Genomic DNA, 25,983 nt, shown 5'->3' on the forward strand with positions numbered 1-25,983 from the left:
AAAAAAAGCCTTAGATTTCTCTAAGGCTTCAAAAAATGGGTGAAAGACGGGGCTCGAACCCGCGACCCTCGGTACCACAAACCGATGCTCTAACCAACTGAGCTACAATCACCATGTTTATTCGAGTGCAAATATACTGCAAAACTTCATTCTTGCAAATGTTTTTTTCGAAAAATTACATCAAATCTGTTAAACTATTGACCGCCAAATATCTTTCCACCGTAAATCCCTCTCCAAAATCAGTTCCAATCAAACGACCAAGGTCTTGAGCCCGATAATTGATGCTTTCCATGAAGTTTTTTGTCGCAATTGGCGTCACAGGTTCGTTTGCATCAGGATTAAAAAACTGTGAATCGTAAGCCATAATCGCTTCAACTTTCTTTTTTTCAAAACCCGTAATATCCACTACAAAATCAGGCTCGATATTTTTCCATTGGATATAATGATAGACAACCTTTGGCCGCCACGCTTCTTGTTTTTGATTCTCATAAATCGTTTCAATCTTGCGCAATCCGGATAAAAAACACGCATCCGAAACTAAACTACTTCCTTTCGCGTGGTCGATATGTCGGTCGTCAATAGCATTACAAATTACAATTTCAGGCTGGTATTTCCTGATTATTTCAATAATTTGTAATTGATGCACCTCATCATTTAGAAAAAATCCATCACGCATTCTTAAATTTTCACGAACAGAAACTCCCAAAATTTCAGCAGCTTTTGCGGCTTCGTTATCTCGAATTTCTGCTGAACCTCGCGTTCCTAATTCACCACGAGTTAAATCTACAATCCCTACTTTCTTTCCTAAATGAATTTCTTTGGCAATCGTTCCTCCACAACCTAATTCTACGTCGTCGGGATGGGCTCCAAAAGCTAATATATCTAATTTCATGGTTTTTATTTTAAAATTTGTTTCATCGTCATCGCTTTATTAGCAGTTTCGAAATATTCTTTTTCTGGGTCGCTGTCTTTCGTGATTCCACAACCTATATATAAATGCACTTGATTTTGCCGAATTTCCATACAGCGTAAATTGACAAATAAATCCGAATTGGCTTTCAGATTCAATTCTCCTAAATAACCAGCATAAAACTTACGGTCGTAACCTTCATTTCTCAAAACAAATTGCTTCGCTTTTTCTTTCGGAAGTCCACAAACCGCAGGAGTTGGATGCAAAATACCAATTATATTTTTCAAATTATAATCCGATTTAAAAACACCTTTAATATCTGTTTTTAAATGCACTATGTTTCCTGCTTGAAATGTATAGGGATTCGATTTATACAGTGAATCAACTTCATCCTGCAGTTCAGAAACAATAAAATCAGTTACAAATTGCTGTTCTTTTCGCTCTTTTTCCTGCCAAATCGTTTCAGAATTTGGATTCCATTTTTGAGTTCCTGCTAGAGCGACTGTCTCAAAATTAGCAGCTTCCACTTTCAACAATTGTTCGGGAGAAGCGCCAAGCCACATTCCTATTTCTGGGTAAAACCAACAATAGCGAAAGGCTGTTGGATATTTAGAAAGCATTTTTTGAAACACTTCTAAAAAATTAAAACGTTCAAATTCTAAGGTTTCTTTTCGTGACAAAACTACTTTATCAAAAACACCTTCTTCAATAGCTTTAATCCCTTTTTTAACTAAAAGTTCAAAACGCTCTTTCCCGACAGTTGATACTTCTGAATTTACAACTTCATCGATTTCACTTTTTAGAATATACTCTTCTTGCAAAATTTCACATTCCTTTTCAGGAAATAAGATGGATTGATTCTCCTTAAAATTAGAAAATACAAAACCCATTTCAGAAAAATCATTCACTTCATACAAGGTACAATTTTGCTGAAAAAAACCAGTTAATTGCGTCGAATTTGGCTTCGAATACACCACGAAAGGCAATTTCTGCTCAAAATGTCGTACTACTTTTTTTAAAATATTAGCCATTTCTCTCCCGTTTTGGCAAAATCATGTTTGTCAATTTACAAATCGAGATTAAATTATCATTTTCATCCGTGATGCGAATTTCCCACAAATGAATGCTTCGACCTTCGTGAATAATTTTCGCCGTAGCATAAACAATTCCGTTTCTTTTACTTTTAACGTGATTCGCAGAAATTTCAATCCCACGCACTTCTTGCTTTTCCGGATTGATAAAAATCATCGACGCGGCACTTCCTACACTTTCTGCTAAAGCGACTGTTGCACCACCATGCAATAACCCCATCGGTTGATGTACTCTTGAATTCACAGGCATTTTCGCTTTTAGAAAATCTGGACCTGCATCAATATATTCAATTTCTAAAGTTTCCATCAACGTGTTTTTGGAAAAATCCTGACACAATTTTAAAATCTGTTCTCTATCAAAAGTCATTAGTAAATTATTTTTCACAAAAATAAACTATTTTATACGGTATCAAATCTAAATAAATCTTAAAACAATGCGTTACTATATCACCTGCGATATATTAAAAAACAAACTTTAATACCGTAAATTTTATTATTTTTACCAAAATTCGATTTTTATGCGACACTTAGTTTTATTGGGTTTCTTGGGTTTATTGTTAGGATTGAGTTCTTGTCGAACCGACTTTGAATTCACGGAAAGTACCGGAAAACTTCAATTTTCTCGTGATACTGTTTATTTAGACACGGTATTTACAGATATTGGTTCGAGCACCTATACCCTGAAAGTTTACAACAAAAGTAGTTCTAATATTAGCATTCCCTCTATTGGATTTGCAAAAGGAGCCACTTCTAAATACCGAATGACCGTTGACGGAATGACTGAAAATGCTACAAAATCATTCTCAAATGTCGAACTTTTAGCAAAAGACAGTTTGTTTATTTTCATTGAAACTACCGCAAATATTGATGATGCAAATCCAACTGATTTTTTATATACAGACCAAATTGTTTTTGGCTCATTGGATAAAGTTCAAAAAGTTGAATTGGTGACTTTAATTCAAGATGCTTACTTTATTTTCCCAAACAAAGTCGATGGCATAAAAGAAGCTGTTGATTTTGGTTTTGACGCAGATGGAAATACGACTCAAGTTATTGGGCGAAATTTACAAGAAACGCATCCCGATAACGGAAATGAATACATTTGGAATAACACAAAACCGTATGTCGTTTACGGTTATGCTAGCGTTCCTGATGGAAAAATTTTAACAGTAAATCCAGGTGCTCGAATTCATTTTCACCAAGATTCTGGAATAATCGTGCAAGAAGGTGGAACTTTAAATATTGTTGGAGAACCCTCGATTACAGATAACCTTGAAAATGAAGTGGTTTTTGAAGGCGACCGATTAGAACCCAATTTTGCTGAAACTCCCGGACAATGGGGTTTTGTATATTTGCGACAAGGAAGTTTGAATCATTCTATTAAAAACTTGACTTTAAAAAATGCGACCATAGGAATTTATGCTGACTTCCAAACTACTGTCGCAATTGAAAATACGCAAATTTACAATTCATCGGTAGTGGGAATTTTAGGTCGGTTTGCTACAATTGATGGGTTTAATGTTGTCATAAATTCACGAACACGTGGCGTTGGCGCTTTGGCTTGTTCACTTGGAGGAACGTATAATTTTACCCATTGTACCTTTAACAATCAAAGTTCCAGTTCAACACAATATGCAGTGCTTATTGATAATTTCTTGGAAGATGCAAATGGAAATGAAGTAGCTTTTCCATTAACCGCTGCAAATTTCAACAATTGTATCATTTATGGTTCCAATAGCAGACAATTGTCTTTGAATAAAAGTAATAGTGAAGCATTCAATTATAAATTTACCAATTGCTTGTTGAAATTCAATAATTCTGACGCTGCTTTTAATGGTAATCTCCTATATGATTTTGAAAATTCTGACTTGTTTTCTAACTGTATTATCGCAAAGAATAATTTCGATTTTAAAGCTGACTTCTTAAATCCTGCAGAAAACAAATTGCAAACTGGTGCTGATTCTGCGGCAAAAGAGACTGGAAATCCTTCTTTTTCAGCGGGAACTTCTGATATTTTAGGAAACCCTCGTGGAGGTTCTTCGGATATGGGAGCTTATAATTCGATAATTTTTGAAGAAGAATAACTGTAAAATCAGTTTTAAGTTACATAATTTATTAATTTTATAACTAAATCTTTTAACATCTTATTTATGAAAACAAATTACATTTATCTTGGGGCATTGGTTTTGTGCCTTGCTTCGTGCAAAAAAGAAGAGGTCAAATCTGAAACTGTACCTGAAACTATTGAAGTTAAAAAAGAAGTTACTGAAACCACTCCAGATTCTACAACCGTTGCAAAAGCTTGGGCTGATTATGCAACGCCTTCTAAAGCACACGAAATGTTAGCAAAAGATACAGGAACTTGGGATGCAGAAATGACTTTTTGGATGCCTGAAAGTCCAGAACCACAAAAAGCAACTTCTGTAGCAACCTACAAAATGATTCTTGATGGAAAATATCAAGAAGGGGTTTTTAAAGGTGACATGTGGGGAATGGCTTTTGAAGGACGTGGAACCACCGCTTATGATAATGCGTCAAAACAATTTATAACTACTTGGATTGACAATATGGGAACAGGAATGTTAGTATCTCGTGGACAATATGATGAAACCAGTAAAACAATAACTTTTAGTGGAGCAATGGTTGACCCTGTCACTGGAAAAGAAAAGAAAGTGAAAGAAATCATCACTTATATTGATGATGATACGCAAAAAATGGAGATGTTTGACATTGACGCGAATGGAAAAGAGTTCAAAAACATGGAAATTAATTCTAAAAGAAGAAAATAACACTTTTTGAAACAATTTATGAAGCTGTTCTTTGACGAGCAGCTTTTTTTTTAGATTAGATTTTTTGCTTTGAACTTCTAACTTTTTAAACTAATTTTGCATCCACAACACAACAACTACATACAATGATTCATTTCTTCGGAAACCCAACGAAAAAGGTTTTTGCAGTTCAAATGCAAAGCGAACTTTCAGCAGAAGACATTAGCAAATTAAACTGGCTTTTTGGCGACGTAAATAAAATAGAAAAATCCGTACTAACGGATTTTTTTGTTGGTCCTCGTGCCGCTATGGTAACGCCTTGGAGTACGAATGCCGTTGAAATTACCCAAAACATGGCGATTTCAGGAATTATTCGAATTGAAGAATTTGAAAAAGTGGACCCTGACTTTTCATATTTTGACCCGATGCTTTCGCAAAAATACAACGACCTTAATCAAGATATTTTCAATATTAAAGTGAATCCTGAAGTGATTTTAGATATTGAAGATATTGAAGGATATAACCAATCGGAAGGTTTGGCTTTAAGTCCGGAAGAAGTGATTTATTTAGCTGATTTATCGGTTAAACTAGAACGCAAATTAACTGACTCTGAAATATTTGCTTTCTCACAAGCCAATTCAGAACATTGTCGACACAAAATTTTCAACGGAACTTTCATCATTGATGGAAAAGAAAAAGAAACTTCTTTATTCAAAATGATCAAGAAAACTTCGTCTGAAAATCCAAACGAAATTGTTTCTGCTTATAAAGATAACGTCGCTTTTGTAAAAGGACCAACCGTGGTTCAGTTTGCTCCAAAAAGTGCTGATAAACCTGATTTCTACGCAGAAAAAGAATTTGAATCTGTACTTTCTTTGAAAGCGGAAACACATAACTTCCCAACAACTGTTGAACCTTTCAATGGTGCAGCAACAGGTTCGGGAGGAGAAATTCGGGATAGATTGGCGGGTGGACAAGGTTCATTGCCTCTGGCGGGAACTGCCGTTTACATGACTTCGTATTCTCGATTAGAAGAAAACAGACCTTGGGAACAAGCGATGCCAGAACGTCCTTGGTTGTACCAAACGCCAATGGATATTTTGATTAAAGCTTCTAACGGAGCTTCTGATTTTGGAAATAAATTCGGACAACCATTAATTACAGGTTCAGTTTTGACTTTCGAACACAATGAAAATGCACGAAAAATTGGTTACGATAAAGTAATTATGCAAGCGGGTGGAATTGGTTACGGAAAATTAGACCAAGCGATTAAAAAGAAACCAACTGCCGGAGACAAAATTGTCATTCTTGGTGGTGAAAATTATAGAATTGGTATGGGTGGAGCTGCGGTTTCATCAGCTGATACAGGTGCTTTTGGAACGGGAATTGAGCTAAACGCTATCCAACGTTCGAATCCTGAAATGCAAAAACGTGCTGCAAATGCCATTCGTGGTTTAGTGGAAAGCGACCACAACCCTATTGTTTCGATTCACGATCACGGTGCAGGTGGACATTTAAATTGTCTTTCTGAATTAGTGGAAGAAACCGGGGGATTGATTGATTTAGACAAATTACCTGTTGGCGACCCTACTCTTTCAGCAAAAGAAATTATTGGAAACGAGTCGCAAGAACGTATGGGACTGGTTATCGGTGAAAAAGATATGGGAATTCTTCAACGAATTGCCGACAGAGAACGTTCGCCAATGTATGAAGTGGGTGAAGTGACCAGCGACCATCGTTTTACTTTTGAATCTAAATCTACTGGTGCAAAACCAATGGATTATGCCTTGGAAGATTTCTTTGGCAGTTCGCCAAAAACGGTAATGAACGATACTACAATTCCTGCTAATTATTCAGAATTGAATTACGTTACTGCTGAAATTCCAAACTACTTGAACGAACTTTTACAGTTAGAAGCTGTAGGTTGTAAAGACTGGTTGACGAACAAAGTTGACCGTTGTGTGGGAGGAAAAGTCGCCAAACAACAATGTGTGGGTCCGCTTCAATTGCCTTTGAATAATGTGGGCGTTATGGCCTTGGATTTCAAAGGAAAAGAAGGACTGGCCACCTCCATTGGGCACTCGCCTATCGCTGCATTAATTGATGCGGCTGCGGGATCGAGAACCGCCATTGGCGAAGCGTTATCGAATTTAGTTTGGGCTCCATTAAAAGAAGGAATGAAATCTGTTTCACTTTCGGCCAATTGGATGTGGGCTTGTAAAAATCCGGGTGAAGATGCACGATTGTACGAAGCGGTTGAAAGTTGTGCAAATTTCGCAATTGAATTGGGAATCAATATTCCAACTGGAAAAGATTCACTTTCGATGAAACAAAAATATCCAGGTGACGAAGTAATCGCGCCAGGAACTGTAATTATTTCGGCGGCAGGAAACTGTAGTAATATTACCAAAGTGGTAGAACCTGTTTTGCAACGAAACGGTGGCAACATTTACTACCTTAATTTATCTCAAGATAATTTCAAATTGGGCGGAAGTTCTTTTGCTCAAATTCTGAATAAAATTGGGACGGAAGTTCCTACCATTAAAGACGCTGCTTTCTTCAAAAAGGCGTTCAATACGTTGCAAGATTTAATTAAGGAACGCAAAATTAAAGCGGGTCACGACATCGGAAGCGGTGGATTGATTACAACTTTATTAGAATTGTGTTTTAGCCCCCTAACCCCCGAAGGGGGAACTCCTCACTTTGAAGAAACGGGGATGCAGCTAAATTTTGATTGCTTTGAGGAGAAAGATTTAGTTAAAATATTGTTTTCAGAGAATATTGGGGTTGTTGTACAACCCGCTAATAATATAGAATTTGAAAGACAATTAACTCAAAACCAAATTGAATTTTTCAATTTAGGAACTGTTACCTCTACAGGAAAATTAGAGATTATTTCTGAAAAGACCACATTAAATTTAGATGTCGTTTCGTTGCGTGATACTTGGTACAAAACTTCGTACTTGTTAGACCAAAAACAATCTAAAAACGGAATGGCGAAAGCCCGTTTTGAAAATTATAAAAAGCAAGCGTTAACCTATACGTTCCCAAATCATTTTGACGGAAAACTTCCAAACTCCCTCCCTTTTGGGGAGGGCCGGGGTGGGGCTCCTAAAGCAGCGATTATTCGTGAGAAAGGAAGTAATTCCGAGCGTGAAATGGCTAATGCTATGTATTTAGCAGGTTTTGATGTTAAAGATGTTCACATGACCGATTTGATTTCAGGTCGTGAGACTTTAGAAGACATTCAGTTCATTGGAGCGGTTGGTGGATTTTCCAACTCTGATGTTTTAGGTTCAGCGAAAGGTTGGGCTGGAGCGTTTTTATACAATGAAAAAGCAAACACGGCTTTGAAAAACTTCTTTAAACGTGAAGACACGCTTTCTGTGGGAATTTGCAACGGTTGTCAATTGTTCATGGAATTAGAATTGATGAATCCTGAACATGAAACGCACGGAAAAATGACGTACAACACGTCGCAAAAACACGAGAGTGGCTTTACTTCTGTGAAAATTCAGAAGAACAATTCGGTGATGTTGTCTACATTGGAAGGAACTACATTAGGTGTTTGGATTTCGCATGGCGAAGGAAAATTCATATTACCTAATGCAGAATCTGACTACAACATTGTAGCGAAATATGCTTACGAAGGTTATCCTGCTAATCCAAATGGTTCGGATTATAACACGGCAATGCTAACGGACAAAACAGGACGTCATTTGGTAACGATGCCGCACATTGAGCGTTCTACTTTTCCTTGGAACTGGGCGAATTATCCAGAAAGAGGTGTGAAAGATGAAGTTTCTCCTTGGTTAGAGGCATTTGTCAATGCTCGCAAATGGATTGAAAAGAAATAATTCCTACTTGATTTATAAAAAAAAATGCTCTTCGATTGAAGAGCATTTTTTATATGACTATACTTACAACTATTGTATGAGGCTTTATTACTCCTTCACAAACTTAACCGTAGAAACATTCCCTAAACCATCAGTCAAACTCAGCAAATAAACCCCACTAGTCAATCCACTGCAATCAATACTATTTCCCACAGTAAGTGTTCCTTCACTAATTTTCGTTCCTAATATAGAATAGATTTGATAAGATTGTGTTTCTTCACTAGCAACATACAATCGATTTTGTACAGGGTTAGGATATAGTTTTACGCTCTTTTGATTGAAATCTTCTGTTCCTAAGTTACAAGTATTAATAAGCAACGGCGTTACTACCACTGTTTCCGTATCTACAGTGATATCACCAATTTGATAAAATAAATTATTCCCCCAAGTGTACAACGAACCATCGGTTTTGAGTGCAGCCGTTGCTCCGTAATTCGTTGATATACTCATCCAATCGCTTTGCGTTGTAATTTGTGTAGGTACTAATAGATTGGTTTGAGTACCATTACCTAATGTTCCGTTGTTATTCAAACCCCAGACCCATAAAGTACCGTCTGTTTTAATAGCTAGACAACTACTATATCGCGATTCAATATTTGCCCAGTCTGTCGCAGTACCCAATTGCAAAGGATAAGGAATAAAAGTAGTAGTTGAGTTATTACCCAATTGCCCGTGATTACCGTCCCCCCAAATCCATAAAGTATTGTCATTTTTCAAAGCGATGGTATGACCAAAACCGGATGCTACACTTTTCCAATCGGTAGCTGTACCTATTTGGGTGGGTACAGCTACAACATTCATGTAACTAGCAGGTGTTCCGACAGAGAACCCCAACCTATTGGAACTGTTGGAACCCCAGCCCCACAAAGTACCGTCTTCTTTAATAGCGAGTGTTCTAAAGGTACTAGAGCTAGTCATCTTCCAGTTGGTACTTGCATCTATCAACACAGGTGCCGCCTGATCAACACTGCTACCATTACCCACCGTGCCGTATTGGTTTTCGCCCCAACCCCAAAGGGTGCCGTTGGCTCGAATACCAATAGTGAAATTAATTCCAGTACTCACTATTTTCCAAGTACTAGTACCCACCTGAAGGGGATTGGCACTCATCTCTAAAGTGAAAGTACCTATGCCTAATTTGCCTTTTTCATTACTGCCCCAAGCCCAGAGCGTGCCATCACCTTTAATACCAAAACAATGAATAACACCGCTATATACTGTTGCCCAATTGGTAGCCGTACCTGCTTGTTCAGGAAAAGGGCTAATCCAGTCTACTGTGCCATTGCCTAATTGTCCCATATTATTATTTCCCCAAGACCATAAAGTACCGTCCGGCTTAATACCTAACACGTGTCCTTCACCTACGGATACCGATTCCCAACATTGGGCGCTTGTAAAAGTGGCAATAAATAATGATGTAATAAGTAAGATTTTTTTCATGTTTTATAATTTAGTAGGTTCTTATAATAAAAAAAACCTTTCCTCTTTTTACAGAGAAAAGGGTTTATAAAGTTATTCTTTTACAAACTTAACCGTAGAAACATTCCCCATCTCATCAATCAAGTTTAACAAATAAACCCCACCAGACACTCCACTACAATCAATACTATTTCCCACAGTAAGTGTTCCTTCACTAATTTTCGTTCCTAATATAGAATAGATTTGATATTGCTGTGTTTCTTCACTAGCAACATACAACCGATTTTGTACAGGGTTAGGATATAGTTTTACGCTCTTTTGATTGAAAACCTCTGTTCCTAAGTTACAAGTATTAATTAGCAACGGAGTTACTACTACTGTTTCCGTATCTACAGTAATATCGCCTATTTGATAAAAAAAATTATAGCCCCAAGTGTACAACGAACCATCAGTTTTGAGTGCTGCGGTTACATTATTACTTGAGGATAAACTCAACCAATTATTCTCAGTTGTAATTTGTGTAGGTACTAATAGATTGGTTTGAGTACCATTGCCTAATGTTCCGTTATTATTCAAACCCCAAACCCATAAAGTACCGTCTGTTTTAATAGCAAGACAACTACTAGATCGCGATTCAATATTTGCCCAATCTGTCGCAGTACCCAACTGCAAAGGATAGGGAATAAAAGTAGTGGTTGAGTTATTACCCAATTGCCCGTGATTACCGTCCCCCCAAATCCATAAAGTATTGTCGTTTTTCAAAGCGATAGTATGAGCAAAACCAGATGCTACACTTTTCCAATCGGTAGCTGTACCTATTTGTGTGGGTACAGCTACAACATTCATGTAACTAGCAGGTGTTCCGCCAGGAAATCCCAACCTATTAGAGTCATTAGAACCCCAGCCCCACAAAGTGCCGTCTTCTTTTACAGCAAGTGTCCTAAAGCTACTGGAGCTGGTCATTTTCCAGTTAGTACTCGCATTAATCAACACAGGGGCAGCCCGGTCAATAGTAGTACCATCACCCACAGTACCGTCTTGATTTTGGCCCCAACTCCAAAGGGTGCCGTTGGCACGAATACCAATAGTGAAATTAGTTCCCGTACTTAACATTTTCCATGTACTAATACCCACTTGCACGGGATTGGCACTCATCTCTAAAGTGAAAGTACCTATTCCCAGTTTGCCTTGACCGTTATGCCCCCAAGCCCATAGCGTCCCATCATCTTTAATGCCAAAACAATGGGCACCACCACTGTGTACTGTTGTCCAATTGGTTGCAGTACCTACTTGTTCAGGAACAGGGCTTATAAAGTTCGTTCCATTTCCCAGTTGTCCCCAGTTGTTATACCCCCAGGACCACAAAGTACCGTCGGACTGGATACCCAATACATGACCTCCGCCTACGGATACCGATTCCCAACATTGGGCTTTAGTAAAAAAAGCTGTAAATAATAATGTAATAAGTAATAATTTTTTCATCGTTAAGAATTTAGTAGGTTGTTTTATAATAAAAATCCCTTCCCTCTTTTTACAGAGAAAAGGGTTTATAAAGTTAATCTTCGCTTGCGGTATCGTCCGCATCATCACCGCCTTTTCGGCCTTTCCGGATGTGGAGCATGTTGGTATATTGGTCCGAAAGCGCGTTGAGCTCGTTAATTACTTTGGTGTACATGCCCGTATCGTCTAGGGTATTTCGGGCATTGATGTTTTCTATCAGTACCAAGTAGGCTTGAGCTACTTCTTCGCGTTTTATTTTTAGTTTATCTTGGGTTCTGCCGCCGTATTCTTGGGTTCGCTGGGTATAAAGCGTGTCAAAGTCGGTATTGTTTTTCTTTAACTCAACGCTCCACTCTTTTAAGTTCAGGACATTTATTGCATTGGTAAGCTCGGGTTTATCGTCCCAATCTTTTGTCATGCTGGTGATCACACTGGTTTCTGCTTGGTAGTTGAGTTTGGCAATTTGCGGTCCGTACAACTTTATATTTTTGGTCAAAAGGTTTGCGGCAGCGCTAATTTGAGAATCATAATGATTCGTATAACCACTGATTACTTGACGAATACCTCTAAAGTTAGTATCTCTAAGGGTATCTAGCGCTTGTATTTCGGGCGAATAATTGCTTTCTCGGGGCAGGATAAATAGGGCTTCGGCTTCTGTCACGCGGCTTTTAAAGGCATTGAGTTGAGGGGCTACTTTTAAGTAGTCCGGTTCGTTGCCGTCCACAAGGTCAGTACTTGAGTTAGCATACGTCAACAATTCGGCATTGCGAAGGTCGAGGATTGGAAATTCTTTAATCATGATTTAAATTTTTAAATTAGAAAATCATACACTTTGTATGGTTTTGAAGTAGCAATTTAATAAAAAAAACAATTCAGTTGTTTTATTCGTGAAAAAAAAATGAAGTGCCGTAATCATTGGGATTAGAGCTGTAAAAGCATCAATTTAAGCTACATTCCTTTTTCTCCACATTTAGCGCATCAAGGCGTAGAAAGTCGTTCTGAAATAGCAATAACCCCAATCCAAGCGCAGGACGATATTTGGAAACGGAAATGACCCCAATCCAAGCGCAGGAAGACATTTGCAAACAGAAATACCACCAATCCAAGCGCAGGAAGACATTTGGAAACAAAAATACCTCCAATCCAAGCGCAGGAAGACATTTGGAAACAGAAATACCACCAATCCAAGCGCAGGAAGATATTTGGAAACAAAAATGACCCCAATCCAAGCGCAGGAAGATATTTGGAAACGGAAATACCACCAATCCAAGCGCAGGGAGACATTTGGAAACAGAAATACCACCAATCCAAGCGTAGGAAGACATTTGCAAACAGAAATACCTCCAATCCAAGCGTAGGAAGACATTTGGAAATGGAAATGACTCCAATCGTGGCGCAGGAGAGTATTTTGAAATGGAAATGGCTTCTAGCGTGGCGATTGGCTGAATTTGGCACAAAAAACGGTTCAAAACGGAGCGGATTTCTCCATTTGAAGTTTTTAAGTGCAGTCTGGCGAGGGTTTTCTTAGCATTGGCAAAAATAAAACGAAGTGAAACTTGGTAGCGACGCTGCCTTTGGGATTTATTCTTAGAATGGGTAGCGGGAGAATTAACCGGAAAGCGTTGTAAAGACGAAGATTCTACTACGTTAGAAGTTATTGTGAAGGCTAGAAAATGGGTTGCGAAGCAATAATAATTGCGTTTTTGTTTTAATGCTACAAAAATAAATGGCATTTTTGCTACTTCAAAACGATCGATAACCAAAATAGCACGTATGAAATTTTTTAAATTATTGCCTCTTACTATTCTGTTTCTTTTTACAACCAAATCTATCGCTCAAGCACGTGTCAGCGAAATTTTTCTTGATGGTAAAAGTATTTACATCACTAATAAAATGGAATATCCACTTACAGGGACCTACTATTCTGAGGGAGGGATTGCCCCTATTGTGGAACTTAATGAAAATGGTTTTGGGATGATTCAAAATGAAGATATGGAAAGAAAAGAGGTTTTGTGGGGCATTCAATGCAGTAAATCGGGAACGCCAATGATGAAAAAAGGTTTTGATAGCGCTTCTTTTATTTTTTGGTACAAGGAAAATAGTACTGAGGAGTATGCAATAGAAGACAAATGGATTGAAGGGCACTTTTCAATTCATTTCAGAGTAAATAAAATGTTTGTTTTAGGTACTCGTAGTAAAACGTATGTTGATAACAAATACTAAAATAGTTGAGAAAAGGCTTTCAGATAATGAAAGCCTTTTTCTAAACAATCTCATTCACCAAATACGCCACATTATTTATCTTAAACGAATGCCCAACTTCCTGACCCATTAATTCTTGTGCCAATGGCGATTGAGGCGAAATACCAAAAACAGTTGCACCTTGAACCATTATTTTAGGTAAGGCTATAGAAATCAGAAAATAATTTTCATTGGCTTGCACCAAACTTCCAGTTGTAACTTTTGAACTTTTTTTATTGAAATCGATATTGGAAAATAATTGGTTTTCACTCAAATATTCTTTCAATTTATAATTGAGTTTTTCCTGTTCGATATGCATCATGGACAAAGCTGTTTCATGTTTGTCTCCGGCTGAACCTTTCGAATCATTTTTTGAATCTTCCGTCAATGCTACTATCATGTCCTGAAACGCATCAATTTTATCTTGAATTCGCTGCACATATTGGGCTATTATTTGCTCTTTAAATGTCATCATAAATTTATTAAAAAACCCACAAAACAGCTTGTTTGTGGGTCAGTGAATCTCTTTTGTTTGTTAGAAATCAAATTTGTAACTCGCTCCTAAAAGTACTTGAAATTGCTGAACAGGGTAATTCAACCATTTTTCATAGGCTTGATTGGCAATGTTGTTTGCTTTTACAAAAGCGGTTAAACGCTCATTATAGCGATAGCCAACATTTAAATTTGCATCAAAATAAGCATCTAAAGTTCTTTTTCTAGTTCCAATTTCAGTAAAAGATTGGTCTATTTGAAGGTCCATTCGTTCGCCTACAAAGAACACATTTACTCCAGCAAACCATTTTTCTGTAAAGTTCACATCTAAAGTTGAACTCAATTTTAATTGTGGTAAATTCCATGCTTCAGGTTGCAAATCGGTATTGTATGTGGCGAAAGTTCCGTTGATTCCGAAGGCAACATTCTTAGAAAAGTCTGCTTTTAACTCTCCAAAGAAACTAATTGTTTTGATGTCATCGTAAATTACAGAAAATGAATTTCCATAACTGTAGGCTTGATTATCGACGTCCTGAGAATATTCATTTGCTAAAAACAACGCTTTATTTTTTTGATTCAAGTAAGAACCACGAACGTTGTAACTTACTGCATTGGTCAACTTCCCTTTCAAACCAACATAAATATCATACTGACTGTCCGTGGGTCTCATCAAATGCGTAGGCAATTGTGTAGGCGATAAAAAGGGGTTGATGTTAGTGAAATCTCTGTACGTATTTTGCTGTAATCCTCCTTCGGCTCCTGCATAAGCAATCATCAAATCGCCCACCACTTTATAGGATGCCGTAACTTTAGGATAAATAAATAATTTGCCTTTTGTTCCCTCATCTACTCCATTATAGGTGTTTTTTAATTCCGATAAATAGGTTACTTCAGCTCCAACATTAACTGACAAATCGTCTTTAACAAGTTGAAAATTCGGATTCGCACTCAATATTACATTTGAATTTTCTGATGCAAATGTACTTGCTGGTACTAGTGGAGAGGCAGAATAGGGTTGGTCAAATTTAGCATTCAAATAATCCACGGTGAAATTTAATTTGAAAAAATAATCAGCAACCCCAAGATTTATAGACGGTTTAAATATTACGTGATTTTCTTCAGAACCCGTTGCATCCCAAAACCGGTTGTACTTAACAGACGCTTTTTCGAAAAAACTATCTGTGGTTCCAATTTCTCCACCAATGTAAAAATTATGATACGTTTGTTGCGGGTCAATGGAATTGATTAAGTCCTTTTGGTCGGTTTCAGATAAGTTATCACCGAAATATTTGGGCAAACCATACCAATTATAAACTTGGTTTTGATAACCCAAGTCCAAGTTCCAGTTGTACGTGTCTTTTTTACTTCCGTAAGTCAAATCCAATCCTGTATCGTAGAATTTATCATCTAGTTTCACTCCTTTTATATTCCCTTGAGAGGACTGGTGACGCAACATTCCAGCCACAAAATCAGTGTCGTTAACGTCTTGAGTAATGTACAATTCGGCATTAATCGAAGCATAGCTACCAAAACCTAGAGTTGCATAATTGTTGTACAACTTTTCTTGAGCCGTTTTGTCAACAGAAGCAGCTCTACCTTTAGCTGGAGCAAAAGTCGACGCTACCGGAAATGAAAAAATATTATAATTGATTACTTCTTTTTTAGCCGTTTCTTCATCGTCTAAAGTGGGTGTTTCCTTAATTTTAAAAGCATCTGAAACCGTTGGCGTGTAGGACTTCACTACATTCACCACTTCCGTCCCTATATTTTCGTCCTTTTTTTGTGCAAAAGTGGTTTGCAAACCTGCAAGAAGAAGTACGATTGAAATTTTATAATTGATTTTGTGAATCATCTTTTTTAATTTGAAAATTTTAATAAAGTGCGATTAGTTTTGAATAGACGAATTGGTTTTCGCTTCTTCTGCTTTCAATACAGCTAGGTTCTCACGAGCTTCAGCAATAACATCTGGAAATTCCGAGAAGTTTTTTACAACTGCTTCTAAAATCACATTGGCTTGGTAACTGTCTTCTAAAGCGTAGAAATTCTTCGCCATTAATACCAATCCTTTGGCTCCAAAATATTTATAGCCTGAATAATCTTTGGCTAACTTCTGTACTATTTTATTCGACTCCTCATATTTAGCATCTTTATTTTTAAAATAGGCGTCGTAATAAAGTGCTTCCGCGGCAACTTCCCCTTTGGCAATCGTCAGTAATTTGGCGTAAGCCGAACGCATTTTCGATTCATCTTTTGTTTTTACAGCTGAACGAGCTACAATAATTTGAGCATCACTTCGTACTTTATCATCCGTTTTGGGGTTTGCCAAAACTTTATCTGCCGAAGCTACTGCATTTACATAATCTTCTTTGTCGTAATAAGCTTTCATCAAATTCGCTTGAGCAAATGTTACGTTTTGCGGAAAATCAGCCTCTGCTTCCAATCGTTTCAAAACAGGAATCGCTTTTTCATAATTCTTAGCTTTCAAATAAATCGATGAAAGTCTTGCCAAAGCCTGTTCTGTATATTCGTTACGTTGTTTTGCAATTACAAATTCATAATTTGGAATCGCGTTATTTTCTAAATTATCAGCAAAATATAATTGACCCAAATAGAAATTCGCTTTTAAGGAGTGAATTCCGTTAGGAAATTTAGCTACATAGGTGGTAAAACCGGATATCGCTAGTTTTGTATTATTTTGCAAATATTGTTTTTCCGCAGCTTCGTACGTATCGTTATCCAATTCTGAATCGGAGATTTGAATGTAATCTAACGTTTTTACCCAAGTCGCATATTCGTCGACTTTACCGCTATCCACATAAATCAAACGTGCAGTTGAAACCGCTTGCAAAGCTTCTTGAGTATTTGGAAATTCAGCAGCTACTTTTTTAAATTTCACTAATGCTTGTTGGGCTTGGTCGCCATTGTAATAAATCAAACCTTGACGCAAAATTGATTTTCCGGTATAAGAACCGTTTTTATATTCAGCAATTAATTTATCAAATGTTTTAATGGCATCAGCCGTTTTATTTTCCGCTGTATACGTGTTTGCCAATTCAAACATCGCATCATCACGGTATTTTGATTTGGTAAATTTGGTAATGAAATTGTTTAAATCCTCAATTTTCTTTTCGTTTCGTTGTACAAAACCGTAGCTAATTGCTTTCTGGAAAGCTGCATAATCAGCATCGATACCATTCAAATCAATCGCTTTATTGTAGGATTCCATCGCTGGCCAATATTTACCAGTTACAAAATTACTATCTCCCAAACGCAAAAGAGCATCGTTCATTCGCACTTTATCTGCTTTATTGTTTTTCACGTAAGCGTCAAAACTATTGACAGCTTGGTCGTAATTTTTTAATTTAAAATACGTGTAACCAATGTTGTAGTCAATATTTTTAAATTCCGGCGTGTTTTTCGCTTCCGCAGCACCTTCAAATTGTTTGAAACTTATTAATGCCTCGTTGAAATTATCCAACACATATTCCGTTTCTGCTTTCCAAAATGTTGCACGAGCTAAAAATTTAGCATCACGTGGTTCCGCAATTGATTTCTTGAACATTGCCAAAGCTTCCGTGTAATTTCCGTCGGTATACAATTCAATTCCACGGTAAAAAGTCACTTTCTGGTAGGCTTGCTTATTCGCAAAACTTTTATTCTTCTCCAATAAAACCAAGGCTTCTTTGTAGTTTTTAGAAGTAATATAGGAATTGATTAATAAGGTTTCAATCTCCGGATTGTTCGCATTCGTAGGATATTTTTGTATAAACGAACTCAAAACGCTTGGCACACTTTGATACGAGTTACCAATTTCATAACTCAATTTTGCATAATTCAAATAAGCGTCTTCTTGAATTTTCAAATCAAATTCCATTTCAGAAGCACTTTTAAATGCATTCAACGCTTGTTGCTTTTTATCTGATTTCAAATAACTTTCACCTAAATGATAATACGCATTTTGAGCAACCGCATCTTTCCCGTCAATGATTCTGTTGAATTGTGCAATGGCATTCTCGTAGTCTTTTTGTTGGTAATACGCATAACCCAACATATAGTAGTCAGTATTGTTCCACTTTCCTTTTTTACCGCGATAGTCTTTCAAATAAGGAATGGCTTGGTCGTATTGTTTTAAATTGAAATAACTTTCACCAATAATTTTGCTCAATTCTGATTTTTCAACAGCATTTGATTTTGCCATTGCTTTTTTACCCAAATCAATTGATTCTTGAAATTTTCCTGACTTAAAGTTCATATCGGCTTGAAAATAGGACATTTTATCGTCGTATTTTTCCTCACCCGCCACTTGGTCAAATTGCTTATTTGCCTCTACATAATCATCAGCTTCATAAGCCATAAATCCCAAATAATATTTGGCTTGTTTTCCGTATTCTGGAGAATTTGAAACTTTATTAAAATAGGAAACGGCCTGCTTTTTATCTTTACTTGTATAAAAAACATATCCTTTTTGAAAGTTAAATTTATCGCGTTCATCAGCGGTTAAAGTACTCTCGTCAACCCTATCAAACCACTCCATCGCTTGTGAATATTGACCTTGCTCAAAATAAAACTGAGCTACTTCAGTATAAGCCTGATTTGTTTTTGAACTTGTTGGATAATTCTTAATGAATTTTTCCATCAGCTGGTCTGCACCATTTTGGTTCAACCGAATCGCACAAATAGCAATATAATAAGCACAATCGGCTTGCACATCCATATTGTTATTTTGCTGCTGAACATCAGTAAATAAAAGTTGAGCAGATAAGTACTGTTTGTCTTTATAAAGTTCGACAGCACGAGTAAAATCCTTAAAATCGTTTGTGTAAATTTCTGATTGTTGAGCAGAAACGGTGGTGGTAATTCCCGCACTTAACAACGGAAACAATAGCCAAGAATATTTATGCATTGAGTTTGTTTTTTTAAAGGTCAAATATATCAAATTTCACTCTGTATAACGAACTAAATTTAAGTTTTAGTATTTTGTTTTTAACACGATTTTGCTAAAATAACAAAACTTTAAGAAAAATAGATTTTATAAACGTTGAATCCATATTTTATTTTGAATACGACTTGAAACTTACTACTTTTACCAATCTAAAAATAATTTTATCATGTCGCAAAATGTGCTTTTTTTAAGAAATGTTGATATCTACCAAGAAAAAAATATGGTGCTTTCGAATGTGAATTTGGAAGTCAATCACGGTGAATTTATTTACATCATTGGTAAAACAGGTTCTGGAAAAAGTAGTTTGATGAAAACGCTTTATGCTGATTTACCTTTAAAACAAGGTCAAGCAAGTATCGTAGATTTCGATTTGGCGACACTAAAAGAAAGTAACATTCCGTATTTACGACGAAAAATTGGAATTGTATTTCAAGATTTCAAACTTCTTCCCGACCGAAGTATTAATGATAACATGCTTTTCGTTTTGAAAGCAACGGGCTGGAAAGACAAAGTGGAAATGCAACAAAAAATTGATGAAGTTTTAGAGAAAGTAGACATGAAAGCTTCTTCTTTCAAAATGCCACACCAACTTTCTGGTGGAGAACAACAGCGTGTTGCTATTGCAAGAGCTTTATTGAACGACCCCGAATTAATTTTAGCCGACGAACCAACTGGAAATCTTGACCCGCAAACGAGCGTGGAAGTTATGGCTGTATTGCGGAAAATAAATGAAAATGGTAAAACCGTAATTATGGCAACTCACGATTATGCTTTAATCATGAAATTTCCTGGTAAAACCTTGAAATGCGAAGGAGGAACTATTTTTGAAGTCGTTCAACGAGCAGTTTAATAATGCTTTCCCTCTTAATTCCCACTTACAATTATAATGTACTTCCGCTTGTTTTGGAATTGCAAAATCAATGTGAGAAATGTGGAATTGAGTACGAAATTATTGTTTTAGATGATGCTGGAAAATTATTTCACGATGAAAATGGAAGGATTAATAACCTCAAAAACGCGACATTTAAAAGTAATAAGCATAACATTGGGCGAAGTAAAATGCGAAATATTTTGGCGCAAAAAGCGAAGTACAATTGGTTGCTTTTCTTGGATGCAGATACAATTCCACTGCATTCTAATTTTATTGCCAACTATATTGACTACATTCCAAAAAAGGATAAAATTATTTATGGCGGAATAACATATAGTGTTGAAGTTCCTGAAAAAAACGCTACTTTACGGTGGTTTTATGGAAATAGAAGAGAAGCAATACCATCAGAAAAACGAAATTTAAAACCTTATATCTCTTTTCTTACTTTGAACTTTATGATTCCTAGGAGTTATTTTGAAATCGTATCTTTTAACGAAAATATTCCAAACCTTCGGCACGAAGACACGCTTTTTTCATATGAAATATCCAAGAAAAACCTCCCAATATTACACATTGATAACCCCGTAATTCATTTAGGATTAGACACGAATCAAGAATTTTTAAACAAAACGAGATTATCCGTCGTGGCATTAAAAAATTTGGTAGACGAAGGGTTGATTGAAGCTAAATATGTTCGATTAGCTAACCTTGTAAAGACAATTCATAAATTAAAATTAACTCCCTTTTTTGCCTCATTCTTCAATTATTTTGACGCTAAAATAGAAAAACAACTGCTTTCCAAAAACCCTACCATGTTTTTGTTTGATATGTATCGACTAACCTATTATTGCACGCAATTTCAACAAAAAAATAGTATGAAATGAGAGTGCTAATTGTGAACAACTACCAAAACAATTCGATAGGTGGAGTGGAACATTATCTCCAGACGCTGGTTTCTTATGCGGAAGAAAATCATCCAGAAATCACTTTTAAATGGTTTGGTGTTAAAGATAAACGCACCAAAATGTACCAAAAGTTTTACAACGCTGCAACAACGAAAGCGATTATTGCAGAAATCGATACTTTTAAACCGGATTTGATAAATTCTTTCAGTATTGGAGCAACTGTTACACCTCACTTTATGTGGTTTGCCAAGTCAAAGTCCATTCCGATAATTCAATCATTTCGAGATTATTACTACATCTGTCCTAAAACTTATATGCTGGATATGGATGGAAAGCTACTTCATGAACATACAGGTTTTCTAGATTGTGTATTAAATCATTACCCTAAAAAAAATATTTTTTACGATAGCATACTTTATCTAAGACAAAGCTATCACAAAGCAATTATCAAGAAAAACATTGATTATTTTCTCACGCCTTCTCAGAACCTGACACAACTTATTGCTTCAGAATTTGGAATAAAAGGAGAAACACTCCCAAATCCTGTATTGATTTCAAATCCTTTTGTAGGTGAACAAAAATCAGACTATCTTCTATTTGTAGGTCGGTTAGATGCCGAAAAAGGAGTTTTTACTTTGCTGAAATCGTTTCAAAAAATTGTAGAAAAATATCCTGACGAACAATTAAAAATAGCAGGTTCAGGACGTGTACAAGCAGAATTAGAAAAATTTACTACTGAAAACAACATCCAAAATGTCGATTTTTTAGGTGCAAAAAACAAAGAAGAATTGATGCGTTTATACGCTTCTGCGAAATTTATTATTGTTCCAAGTGAAATTTTAGAATCGTATGGGAATGTTATTTTAGAAAGTTTCGCTTTCCATAAAACCGTTATTATAAGTAATCTTCTTGGTATCCAAAAAGAAGTAGAAGAAAGCCAAAGTGGGTTAATTTTTCCATACGGCGATGTTGAACAGCTTACAGAAGCCATCGAAAAACTACTTACTAATGAAATTCTCAGAAAAGAATTAGAACAGAATGCTTCTAATTTTGTACAGAATTTATCATTTGAAAATCACTTCAAAGAATTACAAATGATTTACAACAAGGTTTTAAAAAAATAGTTTTTAAGATTTCTGTAAAGCTAAGAATTCATCAAATTCTCGAACATAATCGGCTTCATCAAAAACGGCTGAGGCAATTACTAGGCAAACACTTCCTGAAGAAAAATTGTTGAGTTCCCGCCAAATGCCTTCATGAATCAACAAGCCTTCAAATGGTTTATTGAGTGTTACCGTGCGTTGTTCCGTTCCATTATTCAAAATAACGTCAAAACTTCCGCTTAGTGCAATCAAAAATTCTTTTTGTTCGATATGCGAATGTCCACCTCGTTCCGCACCACTTGGCACATCATATAAATAATAAACTCTTTTGAATTCAAAGGGCAAAATTTCAGATTCAAGTACAGACAAATTTCCGCGGTTGTCTTCAATTTTAGGTATCGAAATAAGTTCTATATTCATTTTTAAATTATGTTGTTATTAAATAATTTCAGCCACTTCTCCCCGACTGTTTTCGCAGAAAAAGCATTTACTGAATTCTTTGCATTTTCTTTGCAAAACTTATAAAATGCTGCATCTGCAATCATTCGATTCATTGCCTTTTCTAAGGCGTCGAAATTTTGACTTTCAACTAATAAACCGTTAAACCCGTGCTGTACTAATTCTCGTGGACCCGTTTCGCAATCAAAAGAAATCACTGGTGTTGATTGATTTAACGCTTCTAAAATCACCATCGAAAAACCTTCATGTTTACTGGATAAAACTAAGAATTCGGCATTTTTCATATACGAATACACTTCTTTTTTAAACCCTAATAAATGCACGAAATCACATAGTTCTAATTCTTCAATTCTTTTTTGTAAATGTAATTTCTCTTCACCGTCTCCTAAGATTACTAAATGAATTTCGCTATTAGGTAAATTTGATTTGGAGTACGTTTCAATCAATTTACCCATTTGTTTCGAAGCTATCAATCTTCCTACAGCAATACAATATTTATAAGGAAGTTGAATTTCTTTGTAATCCAAGTCTGAATTATTTTTTGCAATAGCATTCGGAATTACAATTCCTTTTTCAAATCCATACACTTTTTTAACCTTCTCATTTAAAGCATTAGAAACAGCGATTATTTTATATCCATTTTGTAGAATTTCTTTGGCAACCCACTTGTTATCGGTCAAATACGAATCCATTTTACTACTGTGTATCGTATAGATTATTTTGAAACCGGAATAGATATAATGAAGAAAAATCAGTTCCATCCAAGGATTGATGCGGTGTCGAAAATCAATGATGTAATCAAATTGATTTGTTTTTAACTGTTTTTTGAGTTCAAAATATTTTTGAAATTTAGATAAATGACCCAAATTAATTAAGGTTCCTGAATAGGAATATTCGATGTCATCGTCTAGTACAATCACTGAAACTTCACAACCCGCATCGTGCAATAGTTCGGAAACGGTACTAAATACGCGTTCCAATCCGCCTTTTGCCAATTTATATCCTACGAGTGCTATTTTAGTTTTCTTAGCTTGATTTACCACGACGGTGTTGTTGATTTCGAAACAAATATAAAACTCTTATCTTAAGTTTAGGCAAATCAACTTAATAGTTACTGATATTTATTGGGGTACACTTTATATTTTTTTTTGGCAATTTTAAATTTAAAACGACCAATTTTCGGAAATTTCAAATGCATTTTAATTCAAATTCCTTCTGAAATAATGGTTTAATGGTTTTTCAATGAATAAAAAGAGTATTACCGCAATTACATTTAGTGACAAAAAGAGAAATATATAGTTAGACGAAATTGTAGTTAGTCCGTTCCTGATAAACCCAATGTGAATGAGGTAGAACACGTACGAACTTTTCCCTAGCAGGACAAAAAGGTCACTTCTGAGTACATTTGAGAGTATTGTTTTCTCTTTAATCAACCCGAAATATAGCGGAAGAATTCCGAAAAGTGGAAGAACAACTGTGTTGACAGTATTTTTTAAAACCATTGAAGTGGTCGTTTCTGGTTGCATTTCTAGAATTGACAAAAGATATAAGGAAATGACAATTCCAATTATTCCCACGAGTGTGAAAAATTTAAAATTGGAAGTAAAGTTGTACTTTAAAACTAATGCCAATCCAATTCCTACGAAAAACTCAAAAGCCCGACCGAAAAACGTATATCCAGCCATGAAATTAATATTTGCCATCAATCCATGTAAATCATGGGATTCAAATATCTGAACTAAGAGAACACCAAGTAAGATAAAACCAATGGGAAGAATTAGTAAAAATGATTTGCTTTTTTTAAGAAGTACGAAGAACAAAGGAGCCAAAAAATAAAACATTTCTTCTACCGTTAACGTCCATCCTTGGGCGATTCCGCTAAATTTCAAATCGTCAAAGAAACCTCTTAAAAAAGATATATTTAGAAAATAGAGTCCGAAGCCTCCGTAACTTTTTGCAGATAAATAACCTATAATGAACGTCAAAGTGGTAAGAATAAAATACATGGGATAAATTCGAGCAAACCGCTTTTGCAAATAAGATTTGAAACTAAAATCAACAGTATCATAATACCTATTGGCAATTAAAAAGCCACTTAACACAAAAAACAGTGTAACACCCACGTGAAAACTATCGAAAAAATAATGCACATTTGCCCCAAAATCATTTTCCTGAAAAGGATTAAAATGATGGATATAAACCATATAAGCGGCAAGAATTCGAATTCCTGTTAGTGCTGGAAAATGGGCCGTTTTCATCAATTTACTTTGTTCATATTCATTTGGTTTCTTTTCAAAAACAATTTGGTTTAACTAATGAAATCCTTTAAAAGCTACATTAATAAAACACTTTCACAACAATAAAACCGTCAATTGCTATTTTACTGTTTTTGCCTTGCTTTGCCACGACTGAATTGTTATTTTCGTAACAAATATAAAACTCTTATCTCAACTTTATGCACAACAGTCCGCTCGTTACCGTTATTTGTTTGTGTTACAATCATGCCGAATTTGTGGTTGAGGCTTTAGAATCTGTACTAAATCAAACGCATAGCCGTGTCGAACTAATTATTGGCGACGATTATAGCACCGATAATTCTGTTGAAGTCATTGAAAATTGGCTGAAGGATCATCCTGAAATACCTTTTATTGCCAACAAAGAAAATTTAGGAAATACGAAAACCTTCAATCAATGTTTTAAATTGGCGAAAGGAGATTACATTATCGACTTGGCTGCCGATGATTTATTAAAACCCGATTGCATCGAAAATCAGCTGAAAGGCTATGCAGAAACGACCTATGAAAAGGTAGGTTTGATTTACGGTAATGCCGAATTAATCACCGAAAAAGGCGCTTTCATCAACGATTATTTCCCCACAGATGCAAACAGGAAACGCATAAAATCACAACCTACAGGCGATATTTACATTGGTTTGCTCAACGGAAATAACAACTTATGCTCGATAAGTGCACTCATAAAAAGGGAAGTTTTTGAGAAGTTGAATGGCTTTGACGAGAGCTTGGCTTATGAAGATTACGACTTTTGGATACGTGCTGCAAGAATCTATAACTTTGATTATGTAGATGAAATCCTCGTTCAAAAAAGAGTGCTAGACAACTCGATGTACACCTTACTTATTCAAAAGAACAGCAAAAAAGCCCGTCAATTTAATTATTCTACCTACATTATTTTGCAAAAAGCATTTGCCTTAAACCGCCACCAAGCCGAGTTTAAAGCGATGCTCAAACGTATTCATTTTGAAATGACGGTGGCTTATAAAACGAGGGATTTTAAATTAGTATTGAAGTATATTCTGTTTGAATTGAAAGTAAGAACAAGGATGTAAATAAAACCTTATTGTCATATCTGCAAAAACGAGCTTGTTC

At 35.9% G+C, this 25,983-nt stretch carries 21 protein-coding genes and 1 tRNA gene; 8 read left to right on the top strand and 14 right to left on the bottom strand.

The genetic code is table 11. From position 1 onward, the window contains the following. Positions 1 to 37: 37 nt before the first annotated feature. From ACQ5J2_RS15900 to ACQ5J2_RS15915, 4 genes are all read right to left on the bottom strand, one after another. Positions 38 to 113, bottom strand: a tRNA-His gene (locus tag ACQ5J2_RS15900). A gap of 62 nt (positions 114 to 175) precedes the next feature. Then, positions 176 to 892, bottom strand: a complete 717-nt coding sequence (bshB1, locus tag ACQ5J2_RS15905; protein WP_432671449.1) for a bacillithiol biosynthesis deacetylase BshB1 — start codon at positions 890 to 892, stop codon at positions 176 to 178. Positions 893 to 897: 5 nt separating this feature from the next. Next, complete coding sequence (locus tag ACQ5J2_RS15910) at positions 898 to 1,941, bottom strand: isochorismate synthase (protein WP_432671451.1); 1,044 nt, start codon at positions 1,939 to 1,941, stop codon at positions 898 to 900. After that, positions 1,934 to 2,368, bottom strand: a complete 435-nt coding sequence (locus ACQ5J2_RS15915) for a PaaI family thioesterase (RefSeq protein WP_432673325.1) — start codon at positions 2,366 to 2,368, stop codon at positions 1,934 to 1,936. Before ACQ5J2_RS15915 ends, ACQ5J2_RS15910 begins: the two co-directional genes overlap by 8 nt. Before the next feature lie 151 nt (positions 2,369 to 2,519). Here ACQ5J2_RS15915 and ACQ5J2_RS15920 point away from each other — a divergent pair, with 151 nt between their 5' ends. From ACQ5J2_RS15920 to purL, 3 genes are all read left to right on the top strand, one after another. Further along, positions 2,520 to 4,085, top strand: coding sequence for a hypothetical protein (locus tag ACQ5J2_RS15920; RefSeq protein WP_432671452.1), 1,566 nt, complete (start codon positions 2,520 to 2,522; stop codon positions 4,083 to 4,085). Positions 4,086 to 4,151: 66 nt separating this feature from the next. Continuing rightward, positions 4,152 to 4,790, top strand: coding sequence for a DUF1579 domain-containing protein (locus ACQ5J2_RS15925; protein ID WP_432671453.1), 639 nt, complete (start codon positions 4,152 to 4,154; stop codon positions 4,788 to 4,790). 125 nt (positions 4,791 to 4,915) lie between these two features. Next, on the top strand, positions 4,916 to 8,626 hold the full coding sequence (purL, locus tag ACQ5J2_RS15930; RefSeq protein ID WP_432671454.1) for a phosphoribosylformylglycinamidine synthase: 3,711 nt from the start codon (positions 4,916 to 4,918) through the stop codon (positions 8,624 to 8,626). Positions 8,627 to 8,713: 87 nt separating this feature from the next. Here purL and ACQ5J2_RS15935 read toward each other — a convergent pair whose 3' ends face one another. The 4 genes from ACQ5J2_RS15935 to ACQ5J2_RS15950 all read right to left on the bottom strand — a co-directional run bounded on the left by ACQ5J2_RS15935 (position 8,714) and on the right by ACQ5J2_RS15950 (position 13,347). Next, the gene (locus ACQ5J2_RS15935) at positions 8,714 to 10,105 is read right to left on the bottom strand and encodes a T9SS type A sorting domain-containing protein (RefSeq protein WP_432671455.1); all 1,392 of its coding nucleotides are present in this window, start codon (positions 10,103 to 10,105) and stop codon (positions 8,714 to 8,716) included. Positions 10,106 to 10,177: 72 nt separating this feature from the next. Next, positions 10,178 to 11,566: a T9SS type A sorting domain-containing protein gene (locus tag ACQ5J2_RS15940; protein WP_432671456.1), complete on the bottom strand. Its 1,389-nt coding sequence runs from the start codon at positions 11,564 to 11,566 to the stop codon at positions 10,178 to 10,180. 73 nt (positions 11,567 to 11,639) lie between these two features. Further along, positions 11,640 to 12,308, bottom strand: coding sequence for a DUF6261 family protein (locus ACQ5J2_RS15945; RefSeq protein WP_432671458.1), 669 nt, complete (start codon positions 12,306 to 12,308; stop codon positions 11,640 to 11,642). 214 nt (positions 12,309 to 12,522) lie between these two features. Beyond that, a complete protein-coding gene (locus ACQ5J2_RS15950; RefSeq protein ID WP_432671459.1) occupies positions 12,523 to 13,347 on the bottom strand; it encodes a hypothetical protein in 825 nt (274 codons plus the stop codon). Between the two features lie 10 nt (positions 13,348 to 13,357). Between ACQ5J2_RS15950 and ACQ5J2_RS15955 the strand changes: the two genes are divergently transcribed. After that, a complete protein-coding gene (locus ACQ5J2_RS15955) occupies positions 13,358 to 13,807 on the top strand; it encodes a hypothetical protein (RefSeq protein ID WP_432671460.1) in 450 nt (149 codons plus the stop codon). Positions 13,808 to 13,847: 40 nt separating this feature from the next. On the opposite strand, the gene ACQ5J2_RS15960 is transcribed toward ACQ5J2_RS15955, so the two are convergent. The 3 genes from ACQ5J2_RS15960 to ACQ5J2_RS15970 are packed head-to-tail and all read right to left on the bottom strand — an operon-like array spanning position 13,848 to position 19,220. Beyond that, positions 13,848 to 14,300 (bottom strand): hypothetical protein, encoded by a 453-nt coding sequence (locus ACQ5J2_RS15960; RefSeq protein WP_432671462.1) that lies wholly within the window; start codon positions 14,298 to 14,300, stop codon positions 13,848 to 13,850. Positions 14,301 to 14,360: 60 nt separating this feature from the next. After that, complete coding sequence (locus tag ACQ5J2_RS15965; RefSeq protein ID WP_432671464.1) at positions 14,361 to 16,169, bottom strand: TonB-dependent receptor; 1,809 nt, start codon at positions 16,167 to 16,169, stop codon at positions 14,361 to 14,363. A gap of 33 nt (positions 16,170 to 16,202) precedes the next feature. Then, positions 16,203 to 19,220: a tetratricopeptide repeat protein gene (locus ACQ5J2_RS15970; RefSeq protein ID WP_432671465.1), complete on the bottom strand. Its 3,018-nt coding sequence runs from the start codon at positions 19,218 to 19,220 to the stop codon at positions 16,203 to 16,205. A gap of 205 nt (positions 19,221 to 19,425) precedes the next feature. Here ACQ5J2_RS15970 and ACQ5J2_RS15975 point away from each other — a divergent pair, with 205 nt between their 5' ends. From ACQ5J2_RS15975 to ACQ5J2_RS15985, 3 genes are read left to right on the top strand one after another with little or no spacing between them, the layout of a single operon-like run. Beyond that, on the top strand, positions 19,426 to 20,109 hold the full coding sequence (locus ACQ5J2_RS15975) for a cell division ATP-binding protein FtsE (protein ID WP_432671466.1): 684 nt from the start codon (positions 19,426 to 19,428) through the stop codon (positions 20,107 to 20,109). 2 nt (positions 20,110 to 20,111) lie between these two features. Next, a complete protein-coding gene (locus tag ACQ5J2_RS15980; RefSeq protein WP_432671467.1) occupies positions 20,112 to 21,014 on the top strand; it encodes a glycosyltransferase family 2 protein in 903 nt (300 codons plus the stop codon). Next, complete coding sequence (locus ACQ5J2_RS15985; RefSeq protein ID WP_432671468.1) at positions 21,011 to 22,159, top strand: glycosyltransferase family 4 protein; 1,149 nt, start codon at positions 21,011 to 21,013, stop codon at positions 22,157 to 22,159. Before ACQ5J2_RS15980 ends, ACQ5J2_RS15985 begins: the two co-directional genes overlap by 4 nt. Before the next feature lie 3 nt (positions 22,160 to 22,162). Here the strand turns inward: ACQ5J2_RS15985 and ACQ5J2_RS15990 are convergent, their stop codons facing one another. From ACQ5J2_RS15990 to ACQ5J2_RS16000, 3 genes are all read right to left on the bottom strand, one after another. After that, the gene (locus tag ACQ5J2_RS15990; protein WP_432671469.1) at positions 22,163 to 22,558 is read right to left on the bottom strand and encodes a sugar 3,4-ketoisomerase; all 396 of its coding nucleotides are present in this window, start codon (positions 22,556 to 22,558) and stop codon (positions 22,163 to 22,165) included. A gap of 2 nt (positions 22,559 to 22,560) precedes the next feature. Beyond that, on the bottom strand, positions 22,561 to 23,640 hold the full coding sequence (locus ACQ5J2_RS15995) for a glycosyltransferase (protein WP_432671470.1): 1,080 nt from the start codon (positions 23,638 to 23,640) through the stop codon (positions 22,561 to 22,563). A 156-nt stretch (positions 23,641 to 23,796) separates the two neighbouring features. Further along, entirely contained in the window at positions 23,797 to 24,855 is a 1,059-nt protein-coding gene (locus ACQ5J2_RS16000; RefSeq protein ID WP_432671472.1) for an acyltransferase family protein, read from the bottom strand. Between the two features lie 197 nt (positions 24,856 to 25,052). Here ACQ5J2_RS16000 and ACQ5J2_RS16005 point away from each other — a divergent pair, with 197 nt between their 5' ends. Beyond that, entirely contained in the window at positions 25,053 to 25,943 is an 891-nt protein-coding gene (locus ACQ5J2_RS16005; protein ID WP_432671473.1) for a glycosyltransferase family 2 protein, read from the top strand. Positions 25,944 to 25,983 lie beyond the last annotated feature (40 nt).

Origin of the sequence: Flavobacterium sp. SM2513 (assembly GCF_050908145.1) — a bacterium.
GTDB lineage: Bacteria > Bacteroidota > Bacteroidia > Flavobacteriales > Flavobacteriaceae > Flavobacterium.